Consider the following 13350-nt stretch of genomic DNA (forward strand, 5'->3'; position numbering starts at 1 on the left):
TTTGTTCTCTTTTCTTATCTGCATTTTTTGTCATCATAAAAACACCGCCTCCCTGATATTTTTATTATACCAAAGAATCGGCTCGAAGTATAGAAAAGCCCGGCATTTGCCGGGACTTTGTCTACAGTCTGGAGGCTGTACGAAAAGTACAGCCTTTGTTGTTCTACAGTATTATGATTGAAAAATTTGGGGAATTATTACAGAAAGAAATAAGTAACTATTAGCAAATATAATGAGGCGAAAAAGGGGGATAGTATGTAACAGTGCAGTACAGGGTTTTGCAATTGCTGCAAAGTCTGTAAGAATGCGTGATGGAGAATAGAATCCGCCCTTTCACCGCAGGTGAATTTAAAATAGGGTGGATTCAGTAACAGTGCAGCCGAAAGGCTGAACTGTTACATAGTACTGAAAATAATGCAATTTTACTATTGACAACCCTATTTTATTTATGTATGATTACGGATAAACTAACGTTGTAGTCGGTTACAAATATAGAAAGAGAGGAAGAAGATAATGGGTAAGATTATAGGAGAAGGCATTACATTTGATGATGTGCTGTTGGTTCCGGCGTATTCAGAAGTGATTCCGAACGAAGTGGATCTGTCTACTTATCTGACAAAGAAGATTCGATTAAACATTCCGATGATGAGTGCAGGAATGGATACTGTTACAGAGCATCGTATGGCGATTGCGATGGCACGCCAGGGGGGAATTGGAATTATCCACAAAAACATGTCAATTGAAGAGCAGGCAGAAGAAGTTGACAAGGTAAAACGTTCAGAGAATGGAGTCATTACAGATCCGTTTTTCCTTTCTCCAGAGCATACACTTGAGGATGCCAACAATCTCATGGCAAAATACCGTATCTCTGGTGTTCCGATTACAGAAGGCGGGAAGTTAGTAGGTATTATTACTAACCGTGATTTAAAATTTGAGGTGGATTTTACAAAGAAAATAAAAGAATCTATGACTTCAGAAGGACTGATTACAGCGAAAGAGGGAATCACGCTGGACGAGGCGAAAAAGATTCTTGCAAAAGCAAGAAAAGAAAAACTTCCGATTATTGATGAAGAAGGCTGCCTAAAGGGTCTGATTACCATTAAGGATATTGAGAAACAAATTAAGTATCCGTTGTCTGCAAAGGATGGGCAGGGACGGCTGCTCTGTGGTGCGGCAATTGGAATCACAGCCAATTGCCTGGACCGTGTAGCAGAGCTTATGAAAGCGCATGTAGACGTAATCGTTATGGATTCTGCCCATGGTCATTCTGCAAATGTATTGCGTACCGTCCGCATGGTGAAGGAGAAATATCCGGAACTGCAGGTAATCGCAGGAAATGTTGCAACAGGAGATGCAGCAAGAGCTTTGATCGAGGCAGGTGTAGATGCAGTTAAGGTCGGTATCGGACCAGGATCTATCTGTACAACCCGTATTGTTGCTGGTATTGGCGTACCTCAGATATCCGCAGTTATGGATTGTTACAGTGTGGCAAAAGAATACGGTATTCCGATTATTGCAGACGGCGGTATTAAGTATTCAGGAGATATGACAAAGGCAATTGCAGCAGGAGCAAACGTATGTATGATGGGAAGTATCTTTGCAGGCTGTGATGAAAGTCCGGGAACATTTGAACTGTATCAGGGAAGAAAGTATAAGGTTTACCGTGGTATGGGCTCTATTTCAGCAATGGAGAACGGAAGTAAAGACCGTTATTTCCAGGAGAATGCAAAGAAACTCGTACCAGAAGGTGTAGAAGGCCGTGTGGCGTACAAGGGAACAGTAGAAGACACTGTATTCCAGCTGATGGGCGGACTTCGTTCAGGTATGGGATATTGCGGAACACACAACATCGAAGAACTGAAAAAGAATGGACAATTTGTGAAGATTTCTGCTGCATCTCTGAAAGAGAGTCATCCGCATGACATTCACATTACGAAGGAAGCTCCGAACTACAGCGTGGATGAGTAAGAATTATGTAACAGTTCAGCCTTCGGCTTCCTGTTACAGGCATCAAGCCATGCAAAACCACTTCGTGGTGGCTTGATGCATCTCTACCTATACGTTATTTCGCGGACTTTGCAGCCAGTGCAAAGTCCTGGGCTGAACTGTTACAGAATTATTTATATGATATGTTAGGGACTGGGGAACTTAAATTTCCTCAGTTCTTTTTTGTTGCGAAGAATGCGATAAAACGTTACAGTTCAGCATAGGAGTTTGCACTGGCTGCAAACTTCGTAAAAATGTGTGATAAAAACGTCCGGTGGACGTTTTTTAGTATGAATGAACAGGTTTGTAATTTTGTATAAAAAAAGACATCATATCACGATTTGCTGTATAATGAAAGTGACTAAACAAACATAGAGCTGGTTTATTTATCAATCTGTAAAATGGAGCAAAAATAAAAAGAAAATGGAGCAAAGAGAATGGAATACTTGTTAAAAAGAATATCAAATCTAAATCATGTAGGAATTATTCAATATGATAGTTTAAAGCAAACGCAAATACATTATGAAGAACATATAGAATTTAATCCTATAACACATAGCGAGGTCTTAAAAAAGAAATTGGTAAGGGGGAGTCTTCAACAGGAGCAACCGTATATTTATAAAGATGAATTTGGTGTTTATTATTCGGGTATAAGGAAGGGGACAATTGTTTATATAGCTGGCCCTATGAGTATTAAACAGCTCGATTATGTGGATACACATCAATATTATCGCTTTTATGAAATGCGAACAGATATTGAGAAAAAATTAGTGCATTTTACATTTGCTGAAATATTGGACATTGTAGAAATGCTTGCCAAAATTATCTTGGAAAAAGAATATACGGATGATGAACTGATTTATGTGAATAAACTAATAATTGAAACGAAGAAGCAGGAAGAAGAGGAAAAAGTTTTATATGACTTAAAAGAAGGTGATGACGATTTCTACCATCATACGTATCAAGAAGAACGTAAAATACTGGATTGCATTCGTGAGGGGATGACAGAAGAGGCACTTCATTATTCTAGAAATATGGATTCAGAGATTGGAAAATTGTCAGGAAAGGAATTGAATCATTGGAAAAATCTTGCAATTGTTGCAATAGCTTTATGTACAAGAGCTGCAATTGATGGGGGCATGTCACCATCAATTGCATATCGTCTTAGCGATTTTTACATACAAAAGTGTGATGGGTGTAATGATATTGCACAAGTAATCAAATTTCGCGACCATGCAGTGGAAAAGTTATCGAATCAGGTGAAAAAAAGATTGGTCAGGAGGTCTTCGAGTTATGTAGAACGGTGTAAGGATTATATAAATAAGCATTATAAAAAGAAAATATATCTGTCGGATATTGCTGAGTGTTTAGGAATTAGTGAAACACACTTATCTAGGCTGTTTAAAAAAGAAACCGGGATTCGAATGCAGGATTTTATTGTAGATGTAAGATTGGAACATGCAATGAACCTGCTTAAATATTCGGATGAGAATATTTCAAATATAGCAGAATATGTAAATTTTCCATCCCAAAGTTATATGGGAAAGATTTTCAAGGCAAAATACGGGATGACACCGAAGCAGTATCGAGAGAAAAACCGGCCATCAGAATTTTTTGAGAAATAAATGAAATGGTTAATAAAAGGATAAAAAAAGCAAAAAAAGAATATAATTTTAACGTTTTATTCTGTAAAATACACCCATAAGTTAGTAAAAAGCAAACTTAAAGGAGGAGAAAAAAATGTTAAACTTTGCTACAAAGCACAACGATCCAGATAAGGCTCTTGGCTGGGGCGAGAGAGTTGGTTATGGATCAGCAGCATTCGGATGGAATATGATTAATGGTATCATTGGAACATTCCTTACCGTCTATTTTACAAATGTTGCATTGTTAGATGCAGCAATTATCTCAACTTTGATTGCAGTATCAAAAGTGTTCGATGGTGTTTCAGATTTAATTGTAGGGCGTATGGTTGACAATACAAAATCAAAAATGGGAAAGGCAAGACCATGGCTGCTCCGTATGTGTATTCCATTTGCGATTTCAGTAATATTACTATTCTCTGTGCCATCTAGTTTTCCGACAGCGGCAAAATATGTATATGTATTTATAATGTACAACTTGGTTAACACAGTTTGTTTAACAGCAATTCAGGTACCATATTTTTCTATGATTTCTTTATTGACAAGAAATACATATGAAAGAGGTTTCCTTGGAAATCTTCAGCAGATTTTCCAAACACTGGGAAATGTATTTATCAACTCAGTATTTACAATTTTACTTGCAAAATTTGCAGGCAGTGCAGAGAATTATATGACGCAGAAGGCGTTTACGCTTACAATTACAGTGCTTTGCCTGCTTATGGTAGCTGCTGTTCTGATTTCTGTATTTTGTACAAAAGAACGTGTTGGCGTGGTAACAGAAGAAGAGAAAGCGGTTGAAGGCAAAGAAGAAAAAGTAAGCACAATGGAAGTTGTAAAATCATTACTTACAAATAAATATTGGGTTATGATGTTCTTTGCCATGCTAATGATTTTCTTTGTGATCATTTTCTATTCTATTGGAGGTGTTTACTATGCGATTTACATCTTCGGTGATATGGGACAGATCAGTTGGATGAACAATGCAATCTCAATTGCACAGTTTGCAATTATGTTTGTGATACCATTCTTTATGAAGAAGTTTGATAAGAGAGTTATTTATGCAGCAGGTTTTCTCTGCATGACAATTGGATTCTTGGGATTTGGATTTGTGGATTCAATTGTTCCGCTTATGATTGTGTGCAATGTGTTAAAGGGACTTGGCCTCGGTTTAGCGGGTGGTATGGCTATGGGGATTGTAGCAGATGCAATTCTGTATGGACAGTTGAAAACCGGTATCAATGCAGTTGGTATGGGAAATGCCGGTACATCAGCAGCTCAGAAACTTGGACTTGGACTCGGACAGGCAATCTTTGGATGGGTACTTTCAGGAGCGGGATTTAATCCGGCATTAGATGCGCAGGGAATTGCCCAGCCGGAGACGGTTGTTACAGCAATCAAATTTATGTATAACTATATTCCAACAATTATGTGTGCACTAGTATTCATTATGATGGCAGTATTCTTCCATCTCGATAGAGACTTAAAGAAACTGAAAGCAGAAAAAGGAATTGAAGATTAGATGAAATCCTTGATACATATAAAAATAAAATAGGTTTTGCAGAAAGCGGTGGAGCACAGCGAATGAACGTTACATCCATCGCTTTTTTAAACCTAATGTAGCGGTTAAATACAAATGAAATGAAAGGTGAAGCATCTTATGAAACGATTGAATGAAGTTATACAGGGCAAAGAAGAAAATTATATGCTCCCTTTTTTCTGGCAGCATGGAGAGGATGAAGCAACACTCCGAAAATATATGCATGTGATTCACGATGCAAATATCGGGGCAGTCTGTATCGAGTCTCGTCCTCATCCTGATTTCTGCGGGGAGAAATGGTGGACAGATATGGATATCATTTTAGAGGAAGCTGAAAAACTTGGCATGAAAGTGTGGATATTAGATGATTCACATTTCCCGACTGGATTTGCAAATGGCGCGGTTAAAAAAGCGCCTGGGGAATTACACCATCAGTACTTGGTTTATCGCATGCTTGAGATGGCGGGACCGGTAAAAGCAGCATCGTTTTCTATAAAAGAATATATGCAGCCAGCGCCGCTTCCACCATGGATTCCGGTGCCCCCAAAGTCAGATGATCCATTTGACGATGATCAGCTCATAAAGATTTATGCTTGTGAAATATTGGAAGGAGAAGTACTCGGAACTCCAATTGATCTGACAGATAAAATAGAAGGCGATGAGATTTGTTTTGATCTTGGCGAGGGGTATTTCAGAATTTATGTGACATATATTACAAGAAATGCAAAGGGAAGAAATGATTATATCAACTTCATGGATAAAGAATCGTGCAGATTACTGATTGATGCTGTATATGAGCCGCATTTTGCGCATTATAAGAAGTATTTTGGAAACGTCATTGCAGGCTTCTTTAGTGATGAACCGCCAATTGGAAATGTGGAAGGTTATATGCCGATTGGACCAATAGGAACAGCGGGACAGAACCTTGCATGGTCCAGAAGTGCGGAAGAAAAGATGAACGAAGTCTATGGATCAGCAGAGTGGAAAAACTTCATTCCTTATCTCTGGGCAGAGGCTGAAGATAAGGATGAACAGGCAAGAATTCGCAATGCTTATATGGATACAGTTACATTTCTTGCAGCTGAGAATTTTTCACAACAGAATGGAAAATGGTGTGAGGAGCACGGTGTAGAATATATCGGACATATGCTCGAGGACTGTGACTTGAATATGAATCTTGGCGGAAGTATGGGGCATTTCTTCCGTGGATTATCAGGGCAGCATTGGGCGGGCGTTGATAATATCGGCGGACAGGTTACAATCAATGGACAGAATGTAACAAGGCATGATCAGCCGGTATGCAGGGATGAAGCCGGTTTTTACCAGTATGTAGATGGAAAGCTGGGGGCTTCACACGCAGCAATTGATCCAAAGAAACGGGGAATCTGTATGTGTGAGAACTTTGGTGCATATGGATGGCAGTCGGGAACAAAAGAACAGAAATTCATGATGGATCATTTTATGGTAAGAGGTGTAAACAGATTTGTTCCACACGCATTCTCGCCAAAAGCATTTCCGGATCCAGATTGTCCGCCGCATTTCTATGCACATGGAGAAAATCCACAGTATCGTGCATTTGGAGAACTGATGGCTTATAATAACCGTGTTTGTCATTTGATTGATGGAGGGAAGGCTGTTCCTGATGTTGCGCTTTTATATAGTGCGGAAAGCATTTGGGCAGGAGATCAGGCCAGCAATATCCCTGCAGCAAGATACTTATCACAGTCGCAAGTGGATTTTCATATTATTCCGGCCGATGTGTTTGCCGATACAGATGAATATCCAATGAGTTTTGATGGAAAGACGTTGAAAATCAACGAAGTGGAATATCATGCACTTGTAATTTCAGAATGTCAATTTTTAGAAGAGCATGTGGCAGTATTTGTAGTAGAAGCAGTAAGCAAGGATTTTCCGGTTATTTTCACGGATTGTATTCCTCGGAGAATCATTAGTAAGGATACAGAAGAAACCCAGAAAATGATAGATGTAATTCAAAATTGTAAGATTGTTCCAACACAGGAAATTGGAAGTTATTTACGAATGGGAATCGAAACTCAAACAGTTGTAGAACCGGCAAATGACAGAATTACTACATACCATTATCGTACAGATGCAGATACATTTCTTATATTAAATGAAAGGTCTCAAAAAGTATTTGGCGGGAGTGTAACTGTAAAAGCAACAGGTATTCCAGTTCGTTATTATCCATGGGAAAACAAGATAGAAGCTGTTGAGTATACCAAAATCAGCGAAAATACAATCAAAGTATTTGTTGAGATCCAGCCTTTAGAACTTTGTATCCTATGTTTTGCAGATGAGATGCAGGAAGTATGCGAAGCTGTTAATTTTGAAAAAGAAGGAATACTGATTTCTGCATTTGATGTAACAGCAGTAGATTCAAAAGATTACTTGAATCAGTTAGAAGCAGCAGGAAAAGGAATCTATGAAATGACAAGCTTCGTAAAAACGGATGTGACCAAGACCGAAAGGGTAACAGCGCCTTTTGTCGGGATGCAAAAGGTACACCCGGAATTTTCTGGCTACTATATTTATGAGACAGACCTTATATTAGAAGAAGGAAACACATACAAACTCGTTATGGATGAAGTAAACGAAAGTGTGGAAGTGTTTTTAAATGGCAGCAGCCTTGGAATGAAACTTCAGAATCCGTTTGCGTTTATACTTCCGAAAGATATGGTAAGAACCGAGAATGAACTTCGTATTGAAGTGGCGACATTAAATGAACGAAAGGTGCATTCCTTAGGTGCAGATATCTCCTGTATGTCTGTGGAGCGTCCACTTTCTGCGACAGGATTGGTGGGTAATGTAACAATTTATAAAGCCGTGTAGAGAAAAGGGGGATGGAAACAATGGAATTATATACATCAGAAAGAATAAATAAAAATTTGACAAGTATCCGTCTGAAATCTGGCGAATTACTGTATCTTCTGGAAGGGGAAACAAAGTGTGCGCTGGTCGATTGTGGTTATGGTGTTTGTTGTTTGGGTGAGTATATCAAAACTTTGACAGATAAACCGGTTACTGTATTTCTAACACATGGTCATATTGATCATGCCATGGCAGCACCAGAATTTGAGAACGTTTACTTAAATAAGAAGGATATTCCAATTTATCAGAGACAGTGCGCAGTGGAAGAAAGAATTAGTTATGCGCATGCCGGACTTGGGGCGGAAGCTGACAAATTGAAAGTTGAAGATTATACGCCTGCAGAGCCGGAAAAAAATTTTCATGATCTGGAACATGGAATGATATTTGATTTTGCTCCATTTCATCTGGAAGCATATGAGTTTCCGGGACACACACCGGGAAGTATGATATTTTTAATTCCGGAAATGAAAATTTTGATTTTAGGGGATGCATGTAATAATGCAACATTTATGTTTGATGAAATGTGTTCTCCGCTGGCTGAGTATAAAAAAGCGTTGCTGATAATACGTGGGCAGTTATCAGGTAAATATGACAGAGTATTTATTTCGCACCATGTGATGGAAGCAGATGTTGAGGTTATGGATCAGATGATTGAGGTTTGCGATGAAATATTAGCGGGTGAGGCAGACGATTTACCATTTGAATTTATGGGAATGAAAGCATTTATTGCAAAGAAATGTAATGAAAGATTTGAGCGTGAAGATGGAAAATTTGCAAATTTAATATACAACAAAAATAAATTATTCAAATAATATTTTGTGGAAGAACTGGAAGGGAAATATAAATGAATTATTTAGCTATTGATGTGGGCGGCACATTTACAAAATACGCAATTATTACAGATGAATGCCGGATATTGGAGAAAGGGAAGAGAACAACAATCAGGGAACCGTTAGAAGGCTTTATTTCTTCATTGGTAGATATCTTTCAAAAATATAAGCAGTGTATAGACGGAATTGCACTTAGTATGCCGGGGATCATTGATAGTGAAACCGGATTTATGTATACGGGAGGAAATCTGACCTGTATTAAGAATCTGAACATTGTTGAGATTCTTGAAAATCGATGTAACGTTCCGGTTACGGTTGAAAATGATGCAAAATGCGCGGCGCTTGCAGAAGTGTGGAAAGGCGTATTAAAGGATTGTAAAGACGCAATTGTCATAGTATGTGGAACCGGGGTAGGAGGGGCGATCATTCATGATCGCGAGATTCTTCGCGGCGTTCATAATATGGCTGGTGAATTTAGTTATATCATGACGGATGCACTGCCGAAATATAATTTGAACAATTCGTTGGCTGGAAATACCGGTGTAAATTGCATGTTAAAATTTGTAGCGGACCGAACCGGAATTCCAGTGGAAGAGTTAGATGGGGAGAAAGCATTTTCATTGGCGAATTGTGGAGATGAAAATGCTATTGCCGGAATTAGAGAGTATGTAAAACATCTTGCAATACAGATTAATAATTATCAGTTTTCCTTTGATCCGGAAAAGATTGCGATTGGTGGAGGAATTAGTGTCCAGCCTCTTTTTTTGCAGATGATAAAAGAGGAGTTAAGAAAAATTAATGAGGTCTATCCGTGGGAACTTCCAATTGCAGATGTAGAAGTTTGTAAGTTTTTTAATGATGCAAATCTGATTGGCGCAGTCTATGTGCATATTAAATCAAAAGAACGTAAAATCGACATAGAGAAGATAAATGAATTGTTAGATATGGTAAAGGATCGAAGAGAGGAGAAATATCTGATGGAGTTATTAGGACGATAGGAGGTAAAATATGTTTCCAGAGAATTTTTTGTGGGGCGGAGCAGTTGCCGCCAATCAGTGTGAAGGTGCGTATAATGAAGATGGAAAAGGGTTATCGATTCAGGATGTGTTGCCGCACGGAATAAAAGGGAAAAGAACTCCCGGCCCGACTGAAGAGAACATGAAGCTGGTGGGGATTGATTTCTATCATAGATACAAAGAGGACATCAAACTATTTGCAGAAATGGGATTTAAAGTATTTCGTACGTCTATTGCATGGAGTAGAATTTATCCATTGGGAGATGAAACAGAACCAAACGAACAGGGACTTGTATTTTATGATAACTTGTTTGACGAATGTCATAAGTATGGGATTGAACCACTTGTAACATTATCACATTATGAGACGCCTTTGCATTTGGCTGAACAGTATGATGGTTGGGTCAATCCAAAGATGATTGAATTTTATAAGAGATATGTAATGACTGTTTTTAAAAGATACAAAGATAAAGTTAAATATTGGTTGACATTTAATGAAATCAACTCGATTTTAAATTCCCCTTTCATGAGTGGTGGAATTGCAACTCCAAAAGAAGAATTAACAGAATCTCAGTTGTATCAAGCGATACATCACGAAATGGTGGCAAGTGCTTCTGCAGTTCAAATTGGACATAAAATTAATCCGGAATTTCAGATTGGATGTATGATTTTAAGTATGCCGGTTTATCCCTTATCTCCAGATCCGGCTGATGTAATCAAAGCAATGGAAGAATCACATTTGCATGATATGTTTACAGAAATTCATGTACACGGAGAATACTCAGGGTATATGAAGCGGTATATGAGAGAACACAACATTGAAGTGAAGTTTGCGTCAGGTGATGAGGAAATTTTAAAAAATACGGTCGATTTCATCTCTTTTAGCTATTACGTGAGTGTATGTGCAACGGCCGATGAAAAAAAGAATGTCCGAGGGGAAGGCAATTTGCTTGGGGGAGTGCCAAACCCAACGTTGAAAGCCAGTGAATGGGGATGGCAGATTGATCCACGGGGGCTGCGTTATATCCTGAATACATTTTGGGATAAATATCGAAAACCGTTATTCATTGTAGAAAATGGCCTTGGGGCAAGAGATCAGTTAATTGATGATGGAAAAGGTGGTAAAACAGTTAATGATGAGTATCGGATTGAATATATGCGCGATCACCTCATCCAGGTTCGGGAAGCCATTGAAGATGGTGTGAATGTAATGGGGTATACCAGTTGGGGGTGTATTGATCTGGTAAGTGCATCAACAGCAGAGTTAGCAAAACGTTATGGCTTTATTTATGTGGATCGAAACGATGATGGAAGCGGTACATTAAATAGATACAAGAAGAAGAGTTTTGAGTGGTATAAAGAAGTGATTTCAAGTAATGGTGAGAATCTTTGAACATAACATGAAGGAAGGAAAAAGTAATGATCAGGCAATATCCAAATTTATGTAAACCAATTACGTTAGGCAGGGTGACATTTAGAAATCGTATGTTTTCAGCACCAATGGGAGGAACAGATATCACAAATGATGGCTGTATCGGACCGAAATCTACTGCATTTTACGAACTTCGCGCAAAAGGGGGAGCGGGAGCCGTAACTGTATCGGAATGTATGGTGCATCCACAGACAGATGCATCTCATGCATACCATTTAGATCCGACGATCCTGAATTCGCTTGCATGCGCAGCCTATACAGCGGATGCAATCAGACGCCACGGATGTATTCCATCAATAGAATTATCACATTCTGGAATGTACGCCGGTACATATATGACAGATAAGGTAAAACAGAAGGAGATGGTTCAATGGGGACCATCCGCATGTATAAGAGAAGATGGTGTGGAAGTTCATGAACTTACACAGGAAGTCATTGATGATATTGTGAAAGCTTATGGTGAAGCAGCAGCAATGGCAAAACGTGCCGGGTTTGAGATGGTAATGATTCATGGCGGACATGGATGGTTGATTAATCAGTTCCTTTCACCATATTTTAATAAACGTACAGATAAATATGGTGGAAACACAGAGAACAGATGTCGTTTTGCAGCAGAAGTGTTAGATGCAGTAAGGGAAGCGGTCGGCTCATTCTTCCCTATTGAATTTCGTTTTTCGGGTTCAGAGCTATTTGAAGGTGGATATGATTTAGAAGAAGGTGTGCGGATTGCACGGCAGCTGGAGTTGAAGATAGATTTACTGCATGTATCAGCGGGGACTTATCAGAAAGGGTTTGGAACGACACATCCATCGATGTTTAAAGAACATGGATGTAATGTATATCTGGCTGCCGAGATTAAAAAGCATGTATCTGTGCCGGTGGCAACGATTGGTGGATTAAATGATCCGGCACAAATGGAAGAAATCATTGCATCAGGAAAAGCGGATGTAGTGGAGATGGCAAGAGCGCTTCTTGCAGATCCTTATTTGCCGTCAAAGGTAATGCAAAACAGAGGGGAAGAGATTGTAAGATGCCTTCGGTGTTTTACATGTATGGCTGAACGTGCGGCAACCTCGACAAGAAGATGTACAGTAAATCCAATGATTGGTCGTGAAATAGAGGGGGAAGAAATTCTACCGGCACCAATAAAGAAAAAAGTATTAGTTGCAGGAGGCGGACCGGGAGGACTATATGCAGCATATACAGCAGCTAAACGTGGACATGAAGTGATTCTTTGTGAAAAAGAGGATGAGCTTGGTGGGATTTTAAAGAGTGAGCAGGCACTTCCATTTAAATATGAGATGTACCAGCTGACAGAAACATATGAGAAGATGGCAAGAGATGCCGGAGCTGAGATTCGTCTGAATACAGAAGTGACAAAAGAGTATGCAGAAAAGGAAAATCCAGATGCGGTAATCATTGCAGTTGGATCGAAACCGCTTGTACCGCCAATTCCGGGACTGAACGGTGAAAATGTAATTATCGTAAATAACTACTATAAAGAATCAGAAAAATGCAAGGGAAAAGTCATTGTATTTGGCGGCGGGCTTGCGGGATGTGAATGTGCAATTCATCTGGGAATGGAAGGAAAACAGGTAGAACTTATAGAAATGCGTGATGAGCTTGCTCCGGATGCAAATGTACGACACAGACCCCTTCTACTGGCAGAAATTGATAAATATGTGAATGTACATACAGGACTTCGTGGAGTCAAAGTATCTGGTGAGGGAATCCTTTGTAAGGACAAAGAAAATAACGATGTAATGATTGAAGGGGATACAATCATTTGTGCACTTGGCCAGCAATCCAGATTTGATGTAGTAGAAGAACTGCGCGATACTGCGCCAATAGTATCCGTGATCGGAGATGCGGCAAAAGTATCAACAATCACCAATGCCGTGTACTGGGGATATCATGCAGCATTAGATATTTAAGGAGGAAAGAGTGAAAAATAGAGTAAATTTGGGACGCACTTAAATAAGGGGTCGTAATCCCCTGTTTTTAGAAGTATTCAATA

Annotated in this window: 8 protein-coding genes; all 8 read left to right on the forward strand. The window is 39.2% G+C overall.

The annotated features are described in order from the left end of the window. Window positions 1-513: 513 nt before the first annotated feature. The 8 genes from guaB to NFS18_RS17845 all read left to right on the forward strand — a co-directional run bounded on the left by guaB (window position 514) and on the right by NFS18_RS17845 (window position 13267). Window positions 514-1968 (forward strand): IMP dehydrogenase, encoded by a 1455-nt coding sequence (gene guaB, locus NFS18_RS17810; RefSeq protein ID WP_251392682.1) that lies wholly within the window; start codon window positions 514-516, stop codon window positions 1966-1968. Window positions 1969-2423: 455 nt separating this feature from the next. After that, complete coding sequence (locus NFS18_RS17815; RefSeq protein ID WP_251392684.1) at window positions 2424-3611, forward strand: helix-turn-helix domain-containing protein; 1188 nt, start codon at window positions 2424-2426, stop codon at window positions 3609-3611. Between the two features lie 115 nt (window positions 3612-3726). Beyond that, on the forward strand, window positions 3727-5148 hold the full coding sequence (locus NFS18_RS17820; protein ID WP_251392685.1) for an MFS transporter: 1422 nt from the start codon (window positions 3727-3729) through the stop codon (window positions 5146-5148). A 138-nt stretch (window positions 5149-5286) separates the two neighbouring features. Beyond that, window positions 5287-8016 (forward strand): hypothetical protein, encoded by a 2730-nt coding sequence (locus NFS18_RS17825; protein ID WP_251392688.1) that lies wholly within the window; start codon window positions 5287-5289, stop codon window positions 8014-8016. Between the two features lie 20 nt (window positions 8017-8036). After that, a complete protein-coding gene (locus NFS18_RS17830; protein ID WP_251392689.1) occupies window positions 8037-8867 on the forward strand; it encodes an MBL fold metallo-hydrolase in 831 nt (276 codons plus the stop codon). A 32-nt stretch (window positions 8868-8899) separates the two neighbouring features. Further along, window positions 8900-9883: an ROK family protein gene (locus NFS18_RS17835; RefSeq protein ID WP_251392691.1), complete on the forward strand. Its 984-nt coding sequence runs from the start codon at window positions 8900-8902 to the stop codon at window positions 9881-9883. Window positions 9884-9893: 10 nt separating this feature from the next. Then, window positions 9894-11294, forward strand: a complete 1401-nt coding sequence (locus NFS18_RS17840; RefSeq protein WP_251392693.1) for a glycoside hydrolase family 1 protein — start codon at window positions 9894-9896, stop codon at window positions 11292-11294. A gap of 26 nt (window positions 11295-11320) precedes the next feature. Beyond that, window positions 11321-13267, forward strand: a complete 1947-nt coding sequence (locus NFS18_RS17845) for an oxidoreductase (RefSeq protein ID WP_251392695.1) — start codon at window positions 11321-11323, stop codon at window positions 13265-13267. Window positions 13268-13350 lie beyond the last annotated feature (83 nt).

The sequence above is a fragment of the Mediterraneibacter agrestimuris genome (assembly GCF_943193195.1).
GTDB classification, from domain to species: Bacteria; Bacillota; Clostridia; order Lachnospirales; family Lachnospiraceae; genus Schaedlerella; species Schaedlerella agrestimuris.

What these genes read in the sequence shown, in the direction of transcription:
- guaB (WP_251392682.1), top strand. Translation starts at nt 514, where the DNA reads ATGGGTAAGATTATAGGAGAAGGCATTACATTTGATGATGTGCTGTTG.
- NFS18_RS17815 (WP_251392684.1), top strand. Translation starts at nt 2,424, where the DNA reads ATGGAATACTTGTTAAAAAGAATATCAAATCTAAATCATGTAGGAATT.
- NFS18_RS17820 (WP_251392685.1), top strand. Translation starts at nt 3,727, where the DNA reads ATGTTAAACTTTGCTACAAAGCACAACGATCCAGATAAGGCTCTTGGC.
- NFS18_RS17825 (WP_251392688.1), top strand. Translation starts at nt 5,287, where the DNA reads ATGAAACGATTGAATGAAGTTATACAGGGCAAAGAAGAAAATTATATG.
- NFS18_RS17830 (WP_251392689.1), top strand. Translation starts at nt 8,037, where the DNA reads ATGGAATTATATACATCAGAAAGAATAAATAAAAATTTGACAAGTATC.
- NFS18_RS17835 (WP_251392691.1), top strand. Translation starts at nt 8,900, where the DNA reads ATGAATTATTTAGCTATTGATGTGGGCGGCACATTTACAAAATACGCA.
- NFS18_RS17840 (WP_251392693.1), top strand. Translation starts at nt 9,894, where the DNA reads ATGTTTCCAGAGAATTTTTTGTGGGGCGGAGCAGTTGCCGCCAATCAG.
- NFS18_RS17845 (WP_251392695.1), top strand. Translation starts at nt 11,321, where the DNA reads ATGATCAGGCAATATCCAAATTTATGTAAACCAATTACGTTAGGCAGG.